General features: G+C 54.8%; 18 protein-coding genes. 14 read left to right on the top strand and 4 right to left on the bottom strand.

Annotated features, from left to right (window positions below; genetic code table 11):
* The first annotated feature begins 8 nt into the window (after positions 1-8).
* The 4 genes from ACQZ51_RS14550 to ACQZ51_RS14535 all read left to right on the top strand — a co-directional run bounded on the left by ACQZ51_RS14550 (position 9) and on the right by ACQZ51_RS14535 (position 2,510).
* Complete coding sequence (locus ACQZ51_RS14550) at positions 9-416, top strand: cupin domain-containing protein (protein WP_448778225.1); 408 nt, start codon at positions 9-11, stop codon at positions 414-416.
* Positions 417-466: 50 nt separating this feature from the next.
* Positions 467-769, top strand: a complete 303-nt coding sequence (locus ACQZ51_RS14545) for an antibiotic biosynthesis monooxygenase family protein (protein WP_448778223.1) — start codon at positions 467-469, stop codon at positions 767-769.
* A gap of 261 nt (positions 770-1,030) precedes the next feature.
* The gene (locus tag ACQZ51_RS14540; protein ID WP_448778221.1) at positions 1,031-1,360 is read left to right on the top strand and encodes a hypothetical protein; all 330 of its coding nucleotides are present in this window, start codon (positions 1,031-1,033) and stop codon (positions 1,358-1,360) included.
* 223 nt (positions 1,361-1,583) lie between these two features.
* Entirely contained in the window at positions 1,584-2,510 is a 927-nt protein-coding gene (locus ACQZ51_RS14535) for a GntR family transcriptional regulator (protein ID WP_448778219.1), read from the top strand.
* A 69-nt stretch (positions 2,511-2,579) separates the two neighbouring features.
* On the opposite strand, the gene acnA is transcribed toward ACQZ51_RS14535, so the two are convergent.
* The gene (gene acnA / locus ACQZ51_RS14530; RefSeq protein ID WP_448778217.1) at positions 2,580-5,177 is read right to left on the bottom strand and encodes an aconitate hydratase AcnA; all 2,598 of its coding nucleotides are present in this window, start codon (positions 5,175-5,177) and stop codon (positions 2,580-2,582) included.
* A 123-nt stretch (positions 5,178-5,300) separates the two neighbouring features.
* Positions 5,301-6,074 carry a trans-aconitate 2-methyltransferase gene (gene tam, locus ACQZ51_RS14525; protein WP_448778215.1) on the bottom strand — a complete coding sequence of 258 codons (774 nt, stop codon included), beginning with the start codon at positions 6,072-6,074 and terminating at the stop codon, positions 5,301-5,303.
* An 89-nt stretch (positions 6,075-6,163) separates the two neighbouring features.
* Between tam and ACQZ51_RS14520 the strand changes: the two genes are divergently transcribed.
* The gene (locus tag ACQZ51_RS14520; RefSeq protein WP_448778214.1) at positions 6,164-6,910 is read left to right on the top strand and encodes a transporter substrate-binding domain-containing protein; all 747 of its coding nucleotides are present in this window, start codon (positions 6,164-6,166) and stop codon (positions 6,908-6,910) included.
* A gap of 80 nt (positions 6,911-6,990) precedes the next feature.
* Complete coding sequence (locus ACQZ51_RS14515) at positions 6,991-7,935, top strand: GntR family transcriptional regulator (RefSeq protein WP_448778212.1); 945 nt, start codon at positions 6,991-6,993, stop codon at positions 7,933-7,935.
* A gap of 183 nt (positions 7,936-8,118) precedes the next feature.
* On the opposite strand, the gene ACQZ51_RS14510 is transcribed toward ACQZ51_RS14515, so the two are convergent.
* Positions 8,119-9,942, bottom strand: a complete 1,824-nt coding sequence (locus ACQZ51_RS14510) for a methyl-accepting chemotaxis protein (protein ID WP_448778210.1) — start codon at positions 9,940-9,942, stop codon at positions 8,119-8,121.
* 294 nt (positions 9,943-10,236) lie between these two features.
* Here ACQZ51_RS14510 and ACQZ51_RS14505 point away from each other — a divergent pair, with 294 nt between their 5' ends.
* From ACQZ51_RS14505 to otnC, 8 genes are all read left to right on the top strand, one after another.
* On the top strand, positions 10,237-11,331 hold the full coding sequence (locus tag ACQZ51_RS14505; protein WP_448778208.1) for an isocitrate/isopropylmalate dehydrogenase family protein: 1,095 nt from the start codon (positions 10,237-10,239) through the stop codon (positions 11,329-11,331).
* 112 nt (positions 11,332-11,443) lie between these two features.
* Positions 11,444-12,550 (top strand): ABC transporter substrate-binding protein, encoded by a 1,107-nt coding sequence (locus tag ACQZ51_RS14500; protein WP_448778206.1) that lies wholly within the window; start codon positions 11,444-11,446, stop codon positions 12,548-12,550.
* A gap of 60 nt (positions 12,551-12,610) precedes the next feature.
* Positions 12,611-14,371 (top strand): ABC transporter permease, encoded by a 1,761-nt coding sequence (locus ACQZ51_RS14495; protein ID WP_448778204.1) that lies wholly within the window; start codon positions 12,611-12,613, stop codon positions 14,369-14,371.
* Positions 14,364-15,440 (top strand): ABC transporter ATP-binding protein, encoded by a 1,077-nt coding sequence (locus tag ACQZ51_RS14490; protein WP_448778202.1) that lies wholly within the window; start codon positions 14,364-14,366, stop codon positions 15,438-15,440. Before ACQZ51_RS14495 ends, ACQZ51_RS14490 begins: the two co-directional genes overlap by 8 nt.
* Positions 15,441-15,509: 69 nt before the next feature.
* A complete protein-coding gene (locus ACQZ51_RS14485) occupies positions 15,510-16,169 on the top strand; it encodes an aspartate/glutamate racemase family protein (RefSeq protein WP_448778201.1) in 660 nt (219 codons plus the stop codon).
* A 124-nt stretch (positions 16,170-16,293) separates the two neighbouring features.
* A complete protein-coding gene (locus tag ACQZ51_RS14480) occupies positions 16,294-17,139 on the top strand; it encodes an amidohydrolase family protein (RefSeq protein WP_448778343.1) in 846 nt (281 codons plus the stop codon).
* A 25-nt stretch (positions 17,140-17,164) separates the two neighbouring features.
* Positions 17,165-18,430 carry a 3-oxo-tetronate kinase gene (gene otnK / locus ACQZ51_RS14475; RefSeq protein WP_448778200.1) on the top strand — a complete coding sequence of 422 codons (1,266 nt, stop codon included), beginning with the start codon at positions 17,165-17,167 and terminating at the stop codon, positions 18,428-18,430.
* Complete coding sequence (gene otnC, locus ACQZ51_RS14470; protein WP_448778198.1) at positions 18,427-19,065, top strand: 3-oxo-tetronate 4-phosphate decarboxylase; 639 nt, start codon at positions 18,427-18,429, stop codon at positions 19,063-19,065. Before otnK ends, otnC begins: the two co-directional genes overlap by 4 nt.
* 351 nt (positions 19,066-19,416) lie before the next feature.
* Here otnC and ACQZ51_RS14465 read toward each other — a convergent pair whose 3' ends face one another.
* A complete protein-coding gene (locus ACQZ51_RS14465) occupies positions 19,417-20,337 on the bottom strand; it encodes an AraC family transcriptional regulator N-terminal domain-containing protein (protein WP_448778196.1) in 921 nt (306 codons plus the stop codon).
* Between the last annotated feature and the right edge of the window lie 9 nt (positions 20,338-20,346).

Genomic DNA, 20,346 nt, shown 5'->3' with positions numbered 1-20,346 from the left:
AATCAACGATGACACAACCAGCCATTTTACGGCCCAACGAACTGAAAACCAATGATCGTGGCGGCGGCGCACGTACCACTCCGTTGGTGACCCGCCGCTGTGGTTCGACCAGCATGATCAACGGTATCACGGCGTTCGATCCTGGCTCGGCAATCGGTCTGCACATGCACAATTGCGAAGAGAGCGTGATGGTGATCGAGGGGGAAGCGATCGCTGAGATCGACGGTGTCGAGCACCACCTCAACACCAACGATACAACGTGGATCCCCGCAAACGTGCCGCACCGCTTCATCAATGCGTCTGACAAACCAATGCGTATCTTCTGGACGTACGCCACAGTCGACGCAACCCGAACGATGCTGGCAACCGGTGAAACGAAGACGATCGACGCCGAACACGGTCACGTAAAGCAGTGACGCCCGCGGCCGGGGTAACTGCCCGGCCCACAATTTCGGGAGGAGAACCCATGTCAAAACCCTGTTTTGTGGAGGTTGCAGAGATCACGGTCACGGATGCCGTCGGTTTCGAAGCGGCGGTTGCAAAGGCAAAACCGCATTTCCTTTCCGCTGAAGGATGCCTCGGTTTGGCCCTGCATCGTCTGGTCGAAACGCCCGACGTCTATCGCCTCCTCGTCAAATGGCAGACCGTCGAGGCCCATACAGTGACTTTCCGGCAGTCTGAGGGCTTCCAGCGCTGGCGCGAACTGGTGTCACCTTTTTTCGCCAAGCCTCCTGTCGTTACTCATTCTGCCGACGTCGATCTCGGCTGACTCTCCCGCAGACAAACCAGCTGTCGCTGCCCTCGTTGCCAAGTTCGTGACCGCAATGGCGCTGGCCCCCCCCCGATGTCAAAGCCTCCCAGCCTTTGCGCCTGGAGGCCGGGCCGAGATGTTGATGTTCAGCAATATCACAGGTGCTGATCTTGGCCTCGTCTCGCGCATCACCGCGCGCGCATTGTTTTGTGATCTTCGGAGCTCCCTTCGTGGCGCGCTGTCTCACCAGTGCAAGCTTATCGGATTGTGGGGGCAGGCGTGCGGGCAGTCAGCGTGAACTTCGAGGCGAAAAAGTCGGCAGTTCCGGTTGATCGCATGTCCGTCATTCGCGCAACCGTACGACGCGCCAAGGAAGCCCGTCTGGCCGTGCAGCTGTTTGTGGATACAGCGACTGCAGTTGAGCCTGCCGAAGAGCTCGCGGAAGAGGGTGTGCCGCTGATCCTTGATCATTTTGCGGGGTTCAAATGTGGCATGGATATCAACGGCCCAATATTCACAAAACTGCTGAAGACCCTCGAAACAGGTAACATCTTGGTCAAGCTCTCGGCGCCGTACCGCACTCTGATCGCAATGGCGTCGTTGATCTAAGCCATTTAAGGGTTCGGCGGGATCCGGTTAACGCCGGCTAAACGCCGAGCCTCCATTTTTCATTGACGATAATCCTCTCCATCACGCTCTGCCTCTCAAGTTGTGGCAACCCACTTCCGCAAAGGTCTATTCATCCAAGATGATGTAAAAGCGTGAAACAATGCCCCTATTCGGCTCCGAAACCGGTGGGTAGTCCAAAGAGCGACCTGTGTGATAATGATGAATGTTAATTCTTATTCGTTGGACGGTTAGGGGCGATGAAGGTGCAGCGTTGAACACAACTCCACTCATAAACCAACTCGCGGCCCAAATTGTCGATCATGTTAAGGCCCAGGGCAATCCGGTTGGCATGAGACTTGTCGAGCGTAAGCTCGCAGAGCAGCTCAAAGTATCAAGGTCGCCGGTGCGAAGCGCGCTTAAGTTACTGGAAGATTACGGCTTTGTGCAAACCGCTCCAAGTGGAGGTTTTCTGGTTTCTTGGCAAGGTGGAGACATTCATCTCCCTTTTCTTGAAAACTCCACCAGCGACGAAAATGAGGTTTATGCAAAAATTGCCGTCGATCGGCTCGAAGGTCGGCTCCCGGATCGAGTGACCGAAAAGGAACTGTGCCGGCTGTACGATCTTTCGAAAGCCGTACTGGCAAAGGTCCTTCGCCGCATTCATAGCGAGGGTTGGATCGAAAGGCTACCCGGCCATGGCTGGGAGTTTCTGCCTATGCTAACTTCGTTACAGGCCTACAAAGATAGCTATCGGTTCAGGCTTACCATCGAGCCGGCAGCCATCTTGGAACCAACATTTGTGCTGGACCGGGATGCTCTTGAATCAGCCCGTGATCAGCAGCAGCGCCTGATCGATGGCGACATCTGGAATATATCAAATCCCGACCTCTTCGATCTCAATAGTCATTTACACGAGGCAATTGTCGAGTGCAGTCGCAACGTTTTTTTTATCGAATCCCTGCGCAGGATCGATCGGATCCGGAGGCTGATCGAATACAAACGTTCGCTAGACAGGAAGTACGCAATTGTCCGCTCGCGTGAGCACGTACAGCTTCTTAACCTGCTGCTAGAAAGCAAGCGGCAGGAGGCCGCCGCGTTCATGACGCAGCACCTCTCATCCGTCGCCGTCATAAAAGTTGCCGGCGACTGAGCCGCGCAAAGATATGGCCTCCACTTTGATATGTGGCACTACAAATCTATCGTCTAAGACGGATTGATCTCAAGGCCCCCCCGGAATGCCTTTCAGGATCATTGGCATGATCCCGCCCTCCTGGAGAGTTGAGACCTCTACTTCCGTCTCGATCGCCGCTCGCGTCTCAATGAGTGTCTTCTCTCCATTTCCTCGTCGCAGTTCAACATTGATGATCATTCGCGGTGTGAGGGTTTGAAAATCGCAATCGATGAAGATCGTATCGCCAGGACAAATATTCAGCTCGGTAGCAGGGTGCGTCATGCGCAGCGGCAGGATGCCCATTCCAATCAGATTTGATCGATGAATGCGCTCAAAGCTTGAAGCAAGGATCGCTTTGACACCTAGAAGGGCGACACCTTTGGCAGCCCAGTCACGTGATGATCCCATTCCATATCGCTCTCCTGCAACAATGACCAAATGTTGGCCAGCCTTGCGATAGGCGTCGGCGGCCTTCCAAAGGGGCATCACCGCTCCAGACGGGACATGAACTGTCGACCCGGGAGGAAGATCTGCGGCCAGCCTATTGCGAACAGTTTTGTTTGTGAACAGGCCACGAACCATTGCTTCCCAGTTACCACGTCGAGAAGCGTAGACATTCAGATCGTTGGCATCCTCTCCCCGCGCTATGAGATAACGGCCTGTTTCACTCGTCTTGGAAATAGCCCCGGCTGGAGAAATATGATCGGTGGTGATGTCGTCACCAAGGATCATCAGTGGCGTCGCTTCAAATGCTCCTTGGGCTTCGTTCAACGAGAAGCGCGCAAAGGGTGGCCTGCGGATATAGGTTGACGCCTCGCTCCAAGGGAAAAGCACGCTCGACGGCGCGTCGAGCATAGACCATGCCTCGCTTGCCTCTGCGAGGTCATAGGCATGGCCCACGTCCGTTATGCTTGCAGATGCGGACAAAGCCGCGTCAATGTCTTCAGCGCTTGGCCAAAGATCGACAAGGGTAACCGGTCGTCCGCTTCCGTCAAAGCCAAGCGGATCTTTCAAGATGTCGATGTCAACCGTGCCTGCGAGTGCAAAGGCGATCACCATTGGCGGAGATGCTAGGAACCCGGCTTCCAACTGCGGATGCACTCGTCCCGGAAAGTTCCTATTCCCAGAAAGGACAGCGACCGGAAGAATCCCGCTTTCGTCCATGGCCGTAATGATCGGCTGTGGCAGAGGGCCTGAATTTCCGATGCATGTCGTACAGCCGTATCCGACTATTCCGAAGCCGACCGCTTCAAGGTCTTCGAGGAGACCCGCACGCGTCAAGTATCTTTCTGCGGTTGGCGAACCAGGAGCCAGTGAAGTCTTCACCCAATGAGGCGGTTTGAGCCCCAGGTTCCGGGCCTTTCGGGCAAATAGGCCCGCCGCAATAACGAGCCGAGGATCTGACGTATTGGTGCAGCTGGTGATGGCAGCAATAGCGACCGCTCCGTCGCTCGGCCCATTGGCTTGTCGAGGCTGGAATTTCGGCGTCAGCGTCCGTATTGCCGAACGCGTCTCTCCAGCGGAAATCCGATCTTGTGGTCTGGTCGGACCGGCCAGGCTCGCCTCAGTCTCGCAAAGGTCAATTTCAATGGTGGCTGTGTAGGTTGGGTCCCTATGGGGGTCGAACCACAACCCGGTACGCTTTGCATAGCGCTCTACAAAGCTCGCATGCTCTTCGGAGCGCCCAGTCTGTTTAAGGTATCGGAGAACATGCTCGTCGATCGGAAAATAGCCGCTGTTTGCGCCAAACTCCGGCGTCATGTTCGCAATGACGCAGCGATCGCCAGCGGTTAATGACGAAACTCCTGGCCCGAAGAACTCGACATACTTGTCTTGCAAATCAAGCTTTCGCAGCCGCTCCGTAACGGTGAGGGCGAGGTCCGTTGCCAGAACGCCGTGGGGCATTTCACCCACCAATTTTACTCCGATCACATCTGGTACGCGCAGGGTCACCGGCATGCCGAACATGACGCTCTCTGCTTCCAGGCCGCCCACTCCCCAGCCCAGGACACCGATCCCGTTGATCATGGGAGTATGGCTATCCGTACCGATCATGGTATCCGGCACAGCCCATATCTTTGCGCCTGTGGTCGCAGTCGTTACGACGGTTGCCAGGCGCTCGAGATTCAGAGTGTGCATGATGCCAGTGCCGGGAGGATGAACGCGGAACCCCGACAGTGTTTTCGTCGCCCACTTCATGAACTGATACCGTTCAGCATTTCTCTCGTATTCACGCTTGATATTCAGCCCGAAGGCGTCCTTTCGAGCGTAAAAATCGACGCCAAGGGAATGGTCAGTGGAGACATCTACCGGCACGACGGGATTGAGTGCCTCCGGATTGCCACCATCTTCAGCAAGTGCGGCTCGCATGCCTGCAATGTCGACCAGCGCAGGACCACAGGTGGTGTCGTGCATCAGAACGCGGCCTGGCAGAAATGAAATTTCCTCGTCGCTTGAACAACTGTCCAACCATTTGAAAATTGCCAGTTTTGACGCGTGAGCGTCAGGGCCACCCAGTCGGACAACGTTTTCTAGCAGAATGCGATGGATATAGGGAAGTCGAGACAAGTGCTCGCCTGCTTCGGCGACGAGATCAACGAATGTAAGAGCAACTCCATCGGGACCGGTTATAGAGGCGGTCGACACGTGCAAATTTCCTTTCATGTAGATGAGGGAAGTTCAGGCCTGCCTGCGGGCATCTTTCGTACCCGCCTGTTGGCATGATCTTTAAATTCGCCAGCAATACAGCTGCTAAAATTCATGGGAGAATCAGCGCCTTACAACAATGAAGAGCCGAGGGAATGGCAGTAAGACAGTGCCATCGTCCATAGCAGCGTAATTCCGGGAGAGGATTTCTCGATACTCCTGCAGATACTCCGTCTTCTGAGCATCTGTCAGGCGGCTGAGATATGGCAGGAGGCCAGTGCCCTTAAACCATTCCACAATGCCATCTAGTCCGGATAGAGGATGAATATATGTTGTGCGCCAGATCTCTACGTTGGAGGCAACCGGCTTCAGCAAGGACCAGTAATCGGAAATTGATAGAATTGGGATTCTTTTACCCTCCGCACCCTTAAGGGCATTTGACCATTGGGAGAGGCTTGCAGCGGTTCGCATGGCCACCTGAGCCGGCTCATTCAAATTGTCCGGCATTTGCAGGGCAAGAAACCCGCCTGGCCTCAAGAACGAGACCAATCGCGTGAGCAGCGCGTCGTGATCGGGAACCCACTGCAGAACAGCATTGGAAAAAAGTAGATCTTGCTCCGACTTTGGCTGCCAACAAGAAACATCAACCGTTTCAAAGGTACATGTTGGCAGACGCGCGCTCGCAGCCTTTATCATCTGCGGCGAGGAATCTATTCCGGTAACCTTTGCCAACTCAAACCGTTTGACAAGCAATTCGGTCGAGTTCCCTGGTCCACAGCCAATGTCTGTTATAGACACCGGATTGGTCAAGCCTACACTCGCCAAAAGGTCCGCTGCGGGTCGGGTACGATAGTCTTCAAACTTCAGGTATTGGGCGGGTGACCACACGGATGGCATTCAAGCTCCTTGAAGAGGTTGATGCGATATTGCATTTATAGATATTAAAATGCAATGGTAACCCGCTGTAACGAACCAGGCAATGGATTATGATCATAAATGCTTTTGAACTTTCATCAAATGAGATAGCCGAACTGGCTCCGGAAGGCGTTTTGCGCGTTGCGGTGGCCGTAGGACCTGCCGCATCCGCAGTCTGGTGTGTCAAAGACGAAAAATCAGGTAAGGCCCGAGGCGTTACGATATCGCTCGCCAAAGAGATCGCGCAACGCACAGGCCTGCGCCTTGAGTTGATTGAATTTTCCAGTTCCGGTGACATCGTTGCTAATTCCGACACCGGCTCCTGGACCCTTTCTTTTGTCCCGGTCGATGATCATCGCCGCGCCGTTCTAGGCGTCGGGCCGAGTTACTACCTCGGTGTCAGTACTTATCTCGCGCGACAGGATGCGTTGAAAACAGTCACGGACGTTGATCAAAAAGGTGTCAGGGCAGCAGGAATTGCAGGTACAGCAACATTACGAAGCGCCCAAAAGACATTGAAGAACATAACAATCGAGGCGATCGCCACCCTCGATGAAGCAACCAGCAAGTTCGAACGGGGGGAGCTTGATGCGATTGCTCTTGGCAAGGAGTCCATACTGAGCATGCTGCCTGGCCTCCATGGCTGTCACGCTGTTGAAGGGCATTTTCATGAAGCCGGTACGGCTATCGTTGTTCCCAAGTCAAACCTCCACGCATTGGAGGCTGCCGATCGTATCATGGCTGAAATGAAAAAGGATGGAACCGTTCGCGGCGTATTCGACCAGAACAACATGGACCATGCCGAAGTAGCACCGTAGTGAGCAGTTCTGCTGCTCCTTTGCGTTCCGACCTGTGACCGCTTATCTTATGTAATATGATTCACCACATGAGCGTCCGAATGCGAAGCACGAGCCAGTTAACCGCGACCATCGCGAAAGAAATCAGTCAACTGATCCATTCCGGCGAACTCAAAACTGAGGATCATTTGAGTACACAAGGCTTAGCGGACAAATTTGGGGTTTCGCGATCCCCTGTCCGCGAGGCTATGCAACTATTGTTCGAGCAAGGCCTTCTCGAGCAAAGGCCCAATCGGGGCTTTTTCGTCTCCGCTCGGAAGATCGAGCATCCTGCTGACGTCTTTGGCGATCAACTCCAGGAAATGATGAGCGACTATCAACGCTTGGCAGAAGATTGGCTCACCGATCGCATTCCGTCAGAAGTCACCGAGTTGATGCTGCGGCAGCGTTATGAACTGACGAAGGCCCAACTCAATGATATTTTGATGCGAGCTGCACGAGAAGGGTGGGCTGAGCGCAAGCAAGGATATGGGTGGCGTTTTCTTCCCGTTGCAAAGACTGCTGAAGCTTTCGAACAGATTTATCGTTTCAGAATGCTGATAGAACCGGCTGCCATGCTGGAGCCGACATTTACGCTGGATCGCAAGATCATCGACGAGCAGTGGCGCATTCAGGAGCGTATGCTTGAAACCGACATCAAAAATCTTCCAGCCGAACGACTTCTGTACAACGGGTCGCTTTTCCACGAAGAGATAATCAAGATGTCAGGCAATCCCTTCTATCATATCTCCTTGGTGCGAGTGAACAGGATGCGGCGTCTTCTCGAATATCGTTCCAATGTCGACCGGGATCGCCTGCTTGTGCAATGTCGGGACCACTTGGCCATCCTGACTTTGTTGATTGAAGGCGACATAGCAGAAGCCTCTTACGCTATGCGCCGTCATCTCGGAGGCGCTTTGACACGGAAGTCTCCGCTTCTATGGTCGCGAAGCGTTTCAGGTATACGAGACGTGCAGTTGTCGGTCGAACCTCATCAACCGGGCTGAGGCACACTCGCATATTGTTTCTTTTTGCGGACCGTCTGCTAGGTTTCAACATCGGTTCAATGACTGCAATCTGAATGTATGCAGAGTGCAGGGGTCACGTTGTAGAGCTGAAGACTAGCTGTGACTTCTCCTGCTCTACAACGCGGAATGACCGGGACAACGGCGGGTCCCGTCGCCGACTTGTCAGGCGGCCCAGGATACGGATTGTTCCTTTGTCTGCCCTGAAAACTGGAACTGCTTTAGCAGACGGTTCAATTCGACAATGTCGCTGCTGAGAGCATGGCTTGCCGCAGTCGATTCCTCGACCATGGCGGCATTTCTCTGGGTTGTGTGGTCGATCGTTGAAATTGCGCCGTTGATTTCCTGAAGACCAATCAGTTGTTCACGGGCTGCTGTTGCGATTCCTTGAACTCTGGCGCTGATATCTTCCACATGGGCAACGATGGATTGCAGGACGGTGCCCGTCTCACCGACCAGTTCTACACCAGCCTTTACCTGACCGCCCGACGCCGTGATCAAACCTTTGATTTCCTTCGCTGCCTTGGCGGAACGTTGGGCCAGCTCACGTACCTCTTGAGCGACAACGGCGAAACCTTTTCCGGCTTCGCCGGCGCGCGCAGCCTCGACCCCGGCATTCAGCGCCAGAAGATTGGTCTGGAAAGCAATGTCATCGATCACGCCGATGATGTTGCTGATTTCTCCTGACGATGATGAAATTGCCTGCATCGCACCAATGGCTCGCTCGACAACTCTGCCCGAGGTCTGGGCGGCTTCGCGGGCTTTCGCCACCAGTGCGTCGGCTTCTTGCGCCCGGGTTGTGGCATCCTGGGTCGTCGTCGTGATCTGTTCGAGCGCGGCGGCTGTCTCCTCGACCGATGCTGCCTGCTGCTCTGTCCGTGAGGCCAGTTCGTCGGCCGCGGCTCGGATTTCATTGGCGCTGGCGGAAATGGATTGGGCGTTGACGCCCACAGCACTCAACGTGGCCTCAAGGTGTTGCGAGCTTGCGTTAAAGTCTTCGCGGATCCGGTCAAAGGAGCCGGCAAACGGACTTGCTATGCGATGCGAGACATCACCTTTTGACAGCCTGTTGAGGGCCGACGCGAGAGTAGCGATCATGTTTTCGACCTCCGCGTCCTGTTTCGCCTTATCGGCTGCACGCTGCAACTGGTCGGCGTGCGTCTCCGCATCGCGGGCTGCGGAACTCGCTTCCAGCTCGACGCGGCGGCGGGCGTTTTCCCGGAAAACGACGACATTGTGGGCCATCTTGCCGATTTCATCTCCACGGTCAGCTTCACGAATTTCAGCTTCGAGTTCGCCCTCTGCCAGTCGTGACATTGTTTGTCTCAGGCTCGCAATCGGTCGTAAAATCCCGTAGGTGGCAAGAAGCATGGATGCGGCGATCGTCAAGACGATAGTAAAAGCAAGAACGGCAGCGCTGTAGAAGATGGTAGCCTGATTGTCTGCCGACAGGCTTTTCACGCTTCCTTCGACCGATCCCTCGAGTTTCTCGTTATAAGCGCGTAGGTTTGTCGATAGTTCATCAATCATTGGATCAATCGCGCCGAGAACAGCAAGAGCATTCATGTCACGGTTGCCTTTGGCGGCGACAATTGCTTTATCCAGAGCCGTCTTGATCTTATGCGCTACGGCCACAAATCCTTCGATATCGCTTTTGCCATCGGGAAAAGCCGCCATCGCGCTGTCGAAGCGATCAAACATCCTCTTGGCGTTTTTTTCATAGCTTGCTCCAACGTCTTCGAACAATTTGGCGTCTGGTGAATAGGCCGTGAGCTGATAGGCGCGATAGGCAATCGACTGCAAATGTCGCGTTGCTGCATAGAGGTCGGTGTTAGACTTTCCTTGGGACTGAATGAACTCACTGTACTGTGCATCTGCAACAAAGAACTGTGATGAATTGTAGGCTAAGCTTCCGCACGCAAGCAAGCTGACCCCGGTGATCATTGCTAGTATCTTCGTGCGTATGCTGACCTTTTTCATAAGGTTCATTCGAGACCCCCTCTTACTATAAAATCTCGTAAATACTGGATTTAAACAATTAAAAAACCAATAATGAGATTCGTTGGTAACGTTGCATCAGCTATCAGAAGGGCGAAGGAATAAGATAACTGATGATATCTTGCGCCATATAATGATCTCGCACAAAGTTATATCAACTGCCGCATGCTGATAAAAAATCTCTATCATAAAAATAACGTTTGCATTTTTAAGCCTTAAAAGCCAATGTAGGCGTGTTGTGATGAGCGGTGCATATGGTCGCCGCCTTCTAGGGAGATTTATCACATGAAAATTTCGGTTACGGAGTGCGACGGTATCGGTCCGGAGATCACCGCGGCTACGATGGAAGTCCTGAAAGTGGCCGATAAGGCTTTCGGTCTTGGCCTCGAATATGAGTTTGAGGACACAGGATTCACGAGCCTTGAAAAATATGGCACCACGCTTCGCGATGAAGTCATCGAGCGCGCTCGCAAGGCTGATGGCATTATTCTTGGACCTCAGTCCCATATGGACTACCCCGCCCGCGACAAGGGTGGCGTCAACGTGTCCGCTGGCTACCGCGTAAAGCTCGACCTTTACGCAAATGTGCGTCCCGCACGTTCGCGCCCCTTCCTGAATGACGCCAAGAAGATGGACCTCGTCATCATGCGTGAGGCGACGGAAGGCTTCTATCCCGATCGTAACATGGTTGCAGGCACGGGCGAATTCATGCCGACGGAAGACGTAGCGCTTTCCGTGCGTAAGATTACCGCCAAGGCATGCGAGCGCATCGCCCGTCAGGCATTTATTCTGGCCATGAAGCGCGACAAGCGCGTGACCGCGGTCCACAAAGCGAACAATTTCATTCTGACCGACGGCCTATTCATGAAGCAGGTCCGCAAGGTCGCGGAAGAGTTCCCCGAAGTTAAGCTCAACGATTTCATTATCGACGCCATGGCCGCACACCTCGTTCGCGATCCATCGCGCTTCGATGTGATCGTGACCACGAACTTCTACGCTGATATTCTTTCTGACCTGGCAAGTGAATTGTCAGGCAGCCTCGGCCTTGCAGGCTCGATCAACGCCAATGCTGAACTCGGTCTGGTCTGCGCGCAGGCTCAGCACGGCTCCGCTCCTGATATCCAGGGCCAGAACATCGCCAACCCGACGTCCCTAATTCTGTCAGTGGCAATGATGCTGAGCTGGCTCGGCGAGCAGCGCAAGCTTCCAAACTTCGAAGCTGCTGGCGCAGAAATAGAAAGAGCCGTTGATGAGGTTCTCGCCAACCCAGAGAGCCGGACACGTGACCTCGGTGGCTCACTGAATACCGATGCATTCGGCTCTGCCGTCGCTCAGGCGATCCGTTCCGGTGAATCCGTCAAGAAGGCTATTAACGGCTGATGTGACGTCATTGTTCAAGTGAGGATGAAATCACGGTGGCGTGTGGTGCGCCATCGGATATCGGGCACCCGGAGGAGACAGAAATGTCTGGGTGCATATGGGAGAAAGTCTAATGAACATCAGCAAGTCCCTCTACGGGGTCGCGTTTGCCGCTGCATGCGCATCTCTTATGACATCGACGGCCCTGGCACAGGACGTCCCGGCCGGTTATCCTGCCGATTACAGCGCCTTGATTGACGCAGCGAAGAAGGAAGGCACGGTCTCCGTCTATACATCGACCGATGCCGCTCAGTCGCAGAAGCTGCAGGACGCCTTCTCGAAGAAATATGGCATCAAGATTGCCTATAACGACCTGGGTACGAACGGCGCATACAATCAGGTGATTTCTGAAGCTGCTGCCAGTCAGACGACGGCAGATGTTATCTGGAGTTCCGCCATGGACCTACAGATGACGCTTGTTCAGGACGGTTATGGCGATGAGTATGCTTCTCCTGAGGCAGCTAAACTCCCCGGTTGGGCGAACCACAAAAACGTTCTCTACGCCACAACCGTTGAACCGATCGGAATGATCTACAATTCCAAAGCCTTCACAGAGGACAAACTGCCGGTCAACTATGCGGATATGATAACTTTCCTGAAGGACAATAAGTCAATTCTTCAGGGAAAGGTCGCGACATTCGATCCCGAAAAGAGTGGCTCTGGTTTTCTTCATCACTCCAATGATGCGCGCAACCGCAGCGATTTTTGGGATCTGGCGAAAGCCATGGGTGATGACGGCGCCAAGATTTATTCAAGCTCTGGCGGCATGAAGGAAACAGTTGTATCCGGCGAAAACGTTATCGCGATCAACATCATCGGCTCCTATGCGCTGCAGTGGGTCAAGGAAAGCCCCAACCTCGGCGTACACTTCTTCAAGGATTATACGCCTGCCTTCTCCCGTCTGATCATGAAGACAAAGGATGCGCCGCATCCAAACGCTGCCAAGCTCTTCATCGACTTCATGCTTTCTGCCGAAGGCCAGTCGCTTCTTGCCGGAAGCGGTCTGCCATCTGTGCGCGAAGACGTTAACGTCGAAGGCGGGTTCAATCTGAAGACCCTCAATGAACGGGTCGGTGGAGGTCTTAAGCCGATCGTCGTCGATGAAGGCGTGATGGAATACATGGACCAGATGAAGCGCGTGCAATTCTTCAACGACTGGAAGTCCGCGCTCGGTCGCTAATGGCCATCGGCTGCGGCGCAACGTCGCGCCGCAGTTCTTTCCCCTCAGTGAGAGGTAGATATGTCCACGAATATTCAAGCACCGGCCGCGCTAACACTGTCAAAAGCAGCTGCCGAGAAAAAATACCCCGCGAATATGCCGAAGACCGGCAATGCCAGTATTTATCGGAGAGTTGTCATTGGTCTGCTGGCACTCGCTGTACTGACCCCAGTTGGCCTGATCGTCTACCAGAGCTTTCTGTCCGCCGCCTTCTTCAGTCCTAGGGCAAGGTTCGGTTTGGACGCCTACAGGTATGTCTTCTCGGACAAAAACTTTTATCGCGCACTTGGAACAACAGCGATCTTCTCTTTTGGCATGGTGGCGATAGCTGTGCCACTTGGTGGCCTTTTAGCCTTCCTGATTACCAGAACGGATATCAAGGGCAAGCGGGCGCTTGAAATTCTTGTTCTCGTGCCGATGTTCATATCGTCGATCGTTTTGGCGTTCGGGTACACCGTTTCGGTTGGTCCAACCGGCTTTGTCTCCCTGTTCATCCGCAGCATCATCGGCGTCGTACCTTGGAACATCTACAGCTTGCCGGGCATGATCCTGATCGCCGGTTTGAGCCACGTGCCTCACGTGTACCTCTATGTTTCGTCGGCCATGCGAAATTTGCCTTCCGATCTGGAAGAGGCTGCACGCACCAGCGGAGCCTCGGTCTGGCAGGTGTCTCGCGACGTGACCTTGCCGATGGTTTTGCCAGCGTTGATCTTTGCCGCGTCGCTTAACATCCTTCTCGGCTTTGAAACCTTTGGCATCCCGCTTGTCCTTGGTGATCCCAACGGCATCATGGTTCTGACGACCTACATCTACAAACTTACAACGCTGTTCGGCACGCCAACGTACCAACTGATGGCTGTGGTTGCGGTTGTTCTCATTCTGATCACACTCCCTTTGGTCTGGGCGCAGCGCAGGCTTCTACGCAATGCCAAGAAATATGCTGCCATGGGCGGTAAGGGCGCGCGTGTCGCAACGCTCAAGCTTGGCCGCGGCGGTCAAATCATCGCTTTGTCTATCATTGGCTTCTGGCTGTTCGTATCAGTGGTCCTACCGATCGGCGGGATCACCGTGCGTGCCTTCGTCGATGCCTGGGGTGAAGGCGTCAACCTGTGGGATCAACTGACATTCTCCAACTTCGACCGCATGCTAGAGGTCCCCAGCCTGACCCGCGGCATCATCAATACCGTCCTGCTTTCCGTGGTTGGCGGTGCTGTCGCCGTGGCAATCTATCTGGCTGTCGGACTGGCGGGTCACCGCAACTGGGGCATGTCGAACACCGTCCTCGATTATATCGTTCTGCTCCCACGCGCCTTGCCCGGTCTGGTCATCGGCCTGGCTTTCTTTTGGGTCTTCCTCTTCGTACCGTTCCTGACACCGTTCAGGCCGACCCTCGTAAGCCTCTTTGTAGCCTATGTCGTTGTGGGCCTCTCCTACGGTCTTCGGTTGCTGCAAGGAACATTGATCCAGGTTGCGCCTGAGCTGGAGGAATCGGCACGGACGACTGGCGCAACGATCGGCCAGACATGGAAAGATGTCGTCATCCCCATCGTTCGACCCGGTCTGGCCGGTGCGTGGGCGCTCATCATGATCATCTTCCTGAGAGAGTATGCAACGGGTGTCTACCTCATGGGAGCCGGAACCGAAGTCATTGGTTCACTCATGGTATCCCTCCTGCAGACCGGCGCGATGAATACGATCGCAGCACTCTCTCTCATTAGTATTGTCCTTACAGGTGCAGGTCTTGCCCTTGCCCTTCGACTTGGAGCAAAAATCCATGACTGAACTCGTCGTAAACAACGTCCAGAAGTGGCTCGGTGGCCTGCAGATCCTCAAAGGCGCCTCCTTCACGGCAGAGCGTGGAAGCATCGTCGCACTTCTTGGTGCGTCCGGCAGTGGCAAGACAACGCTTCTGCGTTGCGTTGCGGGCCTTGAGCAGCCTGAAGTCGGAACAATCGTCATTGGCGGCAAAACCGTGCTTGATGGTGAGAAGAAACTCGCCTTGCCGCCGGAGAAACGCAACATCGGGTTGGTATTCCAGTCCTATGCATTGTGGCCGCATCGAACGGTCAAGGAAAATGTCGGCTACGGTCTGAAACTGCGCGGTGTCAGCGCCGCTGATATTGGCACCAAGGTCCAGGCAATTCTGGACCGCATGGGTCTCGGTCACCTTGCTGATCGGTTCCCCTCGCAGCTTTCAGGCGGCCAGCAGCAACGCGTCGCCATTTGCCGCGCCCTGGTCTACGAGCCTCGTGTGTTGCTTCTTGATGAGCCGCTCTCAAACCTTGATGCGAAATTGAGGGAAGAGGCGCGTTACTGGATCAGAAAGCTGATCCTGGATCTTGAAATCTGCGCCATCCTGGTCACCCACGATCAGACGGAAGCATTGGCTGCTGCCGATAATATTCTCCTGTTGCAGGACGGGCGAATCGTTCAGCAGGGCGGCCCGCAGGAGATCTATTCCAATCCGAACTCGTTCTATTCCGCCGATTTCCTTGGTGCAAATAACATCATTAAAGCCAAGGTCAGTGCAGTGGACGGTAAGGCAGCCACGATCGGTGGCGAAGGCTGGAGCCTGAATGGCACGGTACGCGAGGCTGCTGGCCTCGGGCAGGCAAAGGATGCCCGCGCAGTCATCCGTGTTGAGCAGATCAAGGTCTCCGGGGCTCCGGACAGCGACGGTATAGAGATGATCCTCGATGACAGCATCTATCTCGGCGACCATTGGGAATACCGCCTGCGGCGGGGAGACTTCGTGGCGAAGGCGCATGGAAAGGTTCAGCTTCCGACCGGGAAAGTGTGGGCTCATATCCCACCTGAAAGCGTGTGGGTGTTTTCTGGCGCGCAGAAGTAAGCCACTTCGGGTGGCCGTCCTCCTCCCGGATGGCCGCCCATTTTCCTTTCCTAGCTCATGAGGTCGAGTATGTCGTCCGCGCCGCGTATCGCGCTTATTCACGCGACTCCCATTGCCATGGAGCCAATACAGGCATCCTTCAGCGCGTCTTATCCGCAGGCCCATCTGATGAACATCTTGGACGACAGCCTGTCGCCTGATCGTGCGGCAGTGTCGGGCGTCACCACGGAGTTGGCAGATCGTATCCAATCACTCGCCGAATATGCCGTAAGGGCGGGATGTGACGCAGTGCTTTTTACATGCTCTTCCTTCGGGAGTGCAATCGAGAGAGTGGCAGCTAGTCTCCCAATTCCGGTGCTAAAACCCAACGAGGCCATGTTTGAGGCAGCGATCGGGCAGGGCGGTAGAACAGTCATGCTTTATACCTTTCCACCCGCCCGTGAGGGCATGGAAGTTGAGTTCCATGAGGAAGCGGCGCGGATCAATCCTGCAGCAACGATCGAAAGCCTATTGGTTGAAGGGGCGATCGATGCCGTGCGAAACGGTGACACGGAGACACACAACAAGCTGGTAGCGGCTGCGGCCGCTTCTCTGGAGGGAGTTGATGCCATCATGCTTGCTCATTTCTCGACTGCGCGTGCCATCAATGCCGTCCGTGGTGTGACAGCCATCCCGGTATTCAGCAGTCCGGATGCCGCCGTTGCAAAACTCCGCCGGATGCTCGCGTAGTTGGATCAACCACCTTGGAGGAGGGGCTATTATGTATGGAACGATAGGACGCAGGGGATTTATTGCTGGCGCTGCTGGCTTGGCGTCAACTGCATTTGTGAGCCGCTCGGTCGCGCAAGAAGCAGTGCCATTTTCCGAAGGGATCCGCCGCCCCCAATTCATAGCGCCGCCTAACAGCTGTGATGCTCATTTTCACATATATGACGGCCGCTTTCCGGCCGCAGCCAATGCAAGCCTGGTTCCGCCAGACGCCTTGGTGAGCGATTACAAGAAGTTGCGGGCACGGCTGGGCTTCGAGCGCAGTGTGATAGTTCAGCCATCAACCTATGGAACAGACAATTCCTGCCTGATATCTGCGCTGGACGAGTTGGGAACGTCTGCTCGAGGCATAGCAGTCGTTGATACCAGCGTTACTGATGATGTTCTAAAAAAGTTGAACGCGGCTGGCGTTCGCGGCATTCGCTTTAATCTGGGGCGTGCCGGTGCAACAACCGTGGATATGATTGAGCCGCTCGCCAAGCGTGTCGCCGACCTCGGCTGGCATATTCAGGTTCACATGCTGGGAAACGATATCGCAAAGCACGCCGAACTCCTGAGCCGCCTTCCAGTGACGGTGGTATTCGATCACCTGGGACGCTTGCCCATGCCCGATGGTGTTAAGCATCCGGCATATGCAGTCGTCAGTGGCCTGCTTGAAAAAGGCAAGGCTTACGTCAAGCTATCCAGTATTTATCAGGAGACTGTCGTTGGTCCTCCTACCTATGAGGATATGGGATCGCTCGCGCGCGCTTATATGAAAATTGCGCCAGACCGTGTGCTCTGGGCATCCGATTGGCCGCATCCTTCTCCTGGCAAGTTCGGTCGCCCCGACGACGCCGTTTTGATGGATCTGGCGGCAGAATGGGCTGGGTCGGACGAGATCCGGCAAAAGATATTCGTCGACAATGCCGCTAGACTTTATGGCTTCTGACGACCGATACAGAAAGGAATAGCAGATGCTTTTGGGCGTTATAGCAGACGACTTCACAGGTGCCAGCGACATCGCCAACACGATTGCGAAGGGTTTGCCGCCTTATGGTGGGTTGAAGACGGCTCAGTTCCTAGGCGTTCCCGCTGGTCGAGCGCCGGATGACGTCGAAGCTGGGGTGGTTGCCTTGAAAACGAGAACCGTTCCGGTCGCAGACGCGGTCAAGAAGTCTCTTGATGCGCTAGCCTGGTTGCTTGACCAAGGATGCCAGCAGATTGTCTTCAAGTACTGCTCGACGTTTGATTCCACGAAGGAAGGCAATATCGGACCCGTTGGCGAAGCTCTGGCTAACGAACTGGGGGCGAAGGCAGTCGTCGCCTGCCCAGCCTTTCCAGGTGCCGGACGGACCATCTACATGGGACACCTATTCGTTCACGACCGGCTTTTGAACGAATCGGGCATGCAGAATCATCCTCTTACACCCATGACCGATCCCGACCTCCGGCGTTGTCTCGGCTCTCAGACTGTCACACCGGTTGGACTGATTACACACCCTATGGTCGCCGGGGGGGCTGCGAGCATTCGTTCAGCTCTTGAGGCTGCGACTGACAGCACAATGGTGATTGTTGATGCGATATCCGACGAAGATCTTGCGGAAATTGGCGAGGCCGTCGCAGACCACAGGCTGGTCACGGGAGGGTCCGGAATAGCGATCGGGTTGCCTGCCAACTTTATTAAGCGCGGTCTCGCGCAAGGGAATTCGACCCGCTCTGTCGGGGCGGATGGCCCGGAAGCGATCCTGGCCGGAAGCTGCTCAGGCGCCACCAGAGGTCAGGTCGATCTTCACAAGGAAAGTCATCCGACCCTTGCCATTGATGTCGACAAGGTCATGAGTGGAGAAACTGCGTCGGATGACATCGTTTCCTTTATCTTGGCAAACCAGGGGAAGGCACCTTTGGCTTATTCGTCCGGGACACCTGAAGACGTTCGCAAGATGCAGGAAAAATATGGGCGTGAAGCTGTCGCGGAAAAACTGGACGGGCTCTTCGCAGATACCGCCCGCGCACTGGTCAATTCAGGTATCACGCGTCTTGTTGTGGCCGGAGGTGAAACGTCCGGTGCTGTTGTGTCCGCACTGGATCTCGGCGCTTTGCAGATCGGTTCAGAAATCGATCCGGGCGTCCCGGTTTTGCTCTCCAGTGGCGAAAGACCCATCGCCTTGGCCCTCAAATCCGGCAACTTCGGTACCCCCGACTTCTTTACGAAGGCACTTGAAAGGTTGGCCGCTCGATGACTGACGAAAATAAGGTTCGTGATGAGATTGCCCGGCTTTCCCGATCGCTGTTTGAGCGCGGCTATTCGGTCGGCACGGCCGGCAACATCAGCGCAGCTGTCGATGACGGCATCCTCATGACCCCTACCAACTCTTCGTTGGGCTTTCTCGATCCAGCTCGCATTAGCAAGGTTAGCAGAGATGGGAACCACCTATCGGGCGACAAGCCATCGAAAGAGATTTTCCTGCACAACGCGTTCTACGAAACCCGTCCGCAGACGGGTGCCGTCGTCCACCTTCATTCAACATTCGCGACCGCCATGTCGTGCCTGACAGACGTAAATCCCGATGACTGTATTCCGCCTTTGACGCCGTATGTGGTTATGCGCGTTGGTCGGGTAAAGCTAGTTCCCTACGTTCGACCAGGGGATGCTAAGGCAGGCGATCTGATCCGTGATCTGGGTGGACGCTATGCCGCAGTGTTGTTAGCAAATCACGGTCCAGTCGTGACCGGCAAGGACATCGCATCCGCTGTTTACGCGGCCGAAGAGCTCGAGGAAACTGCCAAGCTTCTTGTTCACCTCCGGGGAGCTCCAGTGCGAATGCTGACAGAGGCTAATGTCGAAGAGCTGAAGGCCGTATTTGGTGGGTACTGAGGTAACATCACGTTACAAATATAGCGTTATCGACTAAATTCCGGTCTACCAAGCACTTACCCAGTCTATGGACCGCGTCTGCCAGCATCAGGCAGGCTATGTCCGTGCCGGAACTCTCGTTCCAGTATTGCGCGACTGGTGGGCCGAGCAGGAAGGACCACCGCTCTATTATCCAAGCAGGTTAACATCGACGCCGTTGCGGGCATTCATTGATCTGTGCCGCAACGAAAACTCACTCCGGTAATTCTCGCGAGACGTCTGCACAAGGTCGATGACATCCGTCGGTGACTGAATCGGTCTGGTCGCAACGTACCAAAAGCAGATCGATGGCTGTTACCCTTTGGTTCAAGCTCACGCGGACTGCGGTGCATCAGAGGACAGCGTTGGAGCTCCGTGCAATTTCGCCCGTAACTTTCTAATGTCACGAGCAGGAGGGTGCCCAAACAAACGGGCGTATTCTCTGGTGAATTGAGATAGACTTTCATAGCCGACCGCAAACGCAACAGAAGCAACATCACCGGGCTTGGCGAAAAGCATCCGTCGCGCCTCGTACAACCGTATTTGCTTCTGATATTGAATGGGTGAAAGTCCGGTGCTGACCTTGAAGCGCCGCTGGAAGGCCGAAGGGCTCATGTTTGCAGCGTAGGCGAGGTCTTCTACCTGAAAGGCTGTTGCATATTCGGTCCTCATCCGGATCAGCGCGTTTCTGATTTGAGAAAAACGATCATCGATACCAGCCACTTGTCGCAATACTACACCTTGCGGACTGCGCAGCAACCGGAACAGGATTTCGCGCTCTAGCAAAGGAGCCATTACGGCAATCTCGTCGGGTCGCTCCATCAGATGTAACATTCTGAGCCAAGCATCAATCATTCGGTCACTGGCGTGGCTGACGCTGAAACTTCGCGTGTCGAACATTCGCGACTGGATAGGTGTAACGCTTAATAAATCGGCGACCACGGAGCGGTCGAAGGTTAAACTTACAGCCAGGTATGGCCCCCTCTCGCTGGCCTGGACGATCTCACCGACCACGGGAAGCTCTACAGACGCGATAAACGTATGCCCTGCGGTATAGTTCAAGACCTCGTTTCCAATCAGCAGGCGCTTTTCACCTTGCAGGATCAGGCTAACCAAGGGCTGATAGATTTCAGGGAAGAGTTCGGTAGGCTCGGTGACCTTGAGTATATCGAGGCGGGGGATTCCGGTTTGGGTACGGACGCCTTTGGCATTTTCTTCCACAAAGTTCGTTAGAGAAAGGAGGGCATCGCTCATCGAGTAGAT

The organism is Agrobacterium sp. CG674 (genome assembly GCF_053521645.1).
Note: the sequence above shows the minus strand (reverse complement) of the source record. Positions and strands in the feature narration are given on the sequence as shown.

Excerpts from the sequence above, each read along its gene's own strand:
- ACQZ51_RS14515 (WP_448778212.1), top strand. The coding sequence starts at position 6,991 with ATGCGAAGCACGAGCCAGTTAACCGCGACCATCGCGAAAGAAATCAGT.
- ACQZ51_RS14495 (WP_448778204.1), top strand. The coding sequence starts at position 12,611 with ATGTCCACGAATATTCAAGCACCGGCCGCGCTAACACTGTCAAAAGCA.
- ACQZ51_RS14520 (WP_448778214.1), top strand. The coding sequence starts at position 6,164 with ATGATCATAAATGCTTTTGAACTTTCATCAAATGAGATAGCCGAACTG.
- ACQZ51_RS14500 (WP_448778206.1), top strand. The coding sequence starts at position 11,444 with ATGAACATCAGCAAGTCCCTCTACGGGGTCGCGTTTGCCGCTGCATGC.
- ACQZ51_RS14505 (WP_448778208.1), top strand. The coding sequence starts at position 10,237 with ATGAAAATTTCGGTTACGGAGTGCGACGGTATCGGTCCGGAGATCACC.
- ACQZ51_RS14535 (WP_448778219.1), top strand. The coding sequence starts at position 1,584 with ATGTTAATTCTTATTCGTTGGACGGTTAGGGGCGATGAAGGTGCAGCG.
- tam (WP_448778215.1), bottom strand. The coding sequence starts at position 6,074 with ATGCCATCCGTGTGGTCACCCGCCCAATACCTGAAGTTTGAAGACTAT.
- ACQZ51_RS14550 (WP_448778225.1), top strand. The coding sequence starts at position 9 with ATGACACAACCAGCCATTTTACGGCCCAACGAACTGAAAACCAATGAT.
- otnK (WP_448778200.1), top strand. The coding sequence starts at position 17,165 with ATGCTTTTGGGCGTTATAGCAGACGACTTCACAGGTGCCAGCGACATC.
- ACQZ51_RS14545 (WP_448778223.1), top strand. The coding sequence starts at position 467 with ATGTCAAAACCCTGTTTTGTGGAGGTTGCAGAGATCACGGTCACGGAT.
- ACQZ51_RS14510 (WP_448778210.1), bottom strand. The coding sequence starts at position 9,942 with ATGAACCTTATGAAAAAGGTCAGCATACGCACGAAGATACTAGCAATG.
- ACQZ51_RS14490 (WP_448778202.1), top strand. The coding sequence starts at position 14,364 with ATGACTGAACTCGTCGTAAACAACGTCCAGAAGTGGCTCGGTGGCCTG.
- ACQZ51_RS14465 (WP_448778196.1), bottom strand. The coding sequence starts at position 20,337 with ATGAGCGATGCCCTCCTTTCTCTAACGAACTTTGTGGAAGAAAATGCC.
- ACQZ51_RS14485 (WP_448778201.1), top strand. The coding sequence starts at position 15,510 with ATGTCGTCCGCGCCGCGTATCGCGCTTATTCACGCGACTCCCATTGCC.
- otnC (WP_448778198.1), top strand. The coding sequence starts at position 18,427 with ATGACTGACGAAAATAAGGTTCGTGATGAGATTGCCCGGCTTTCCCGA.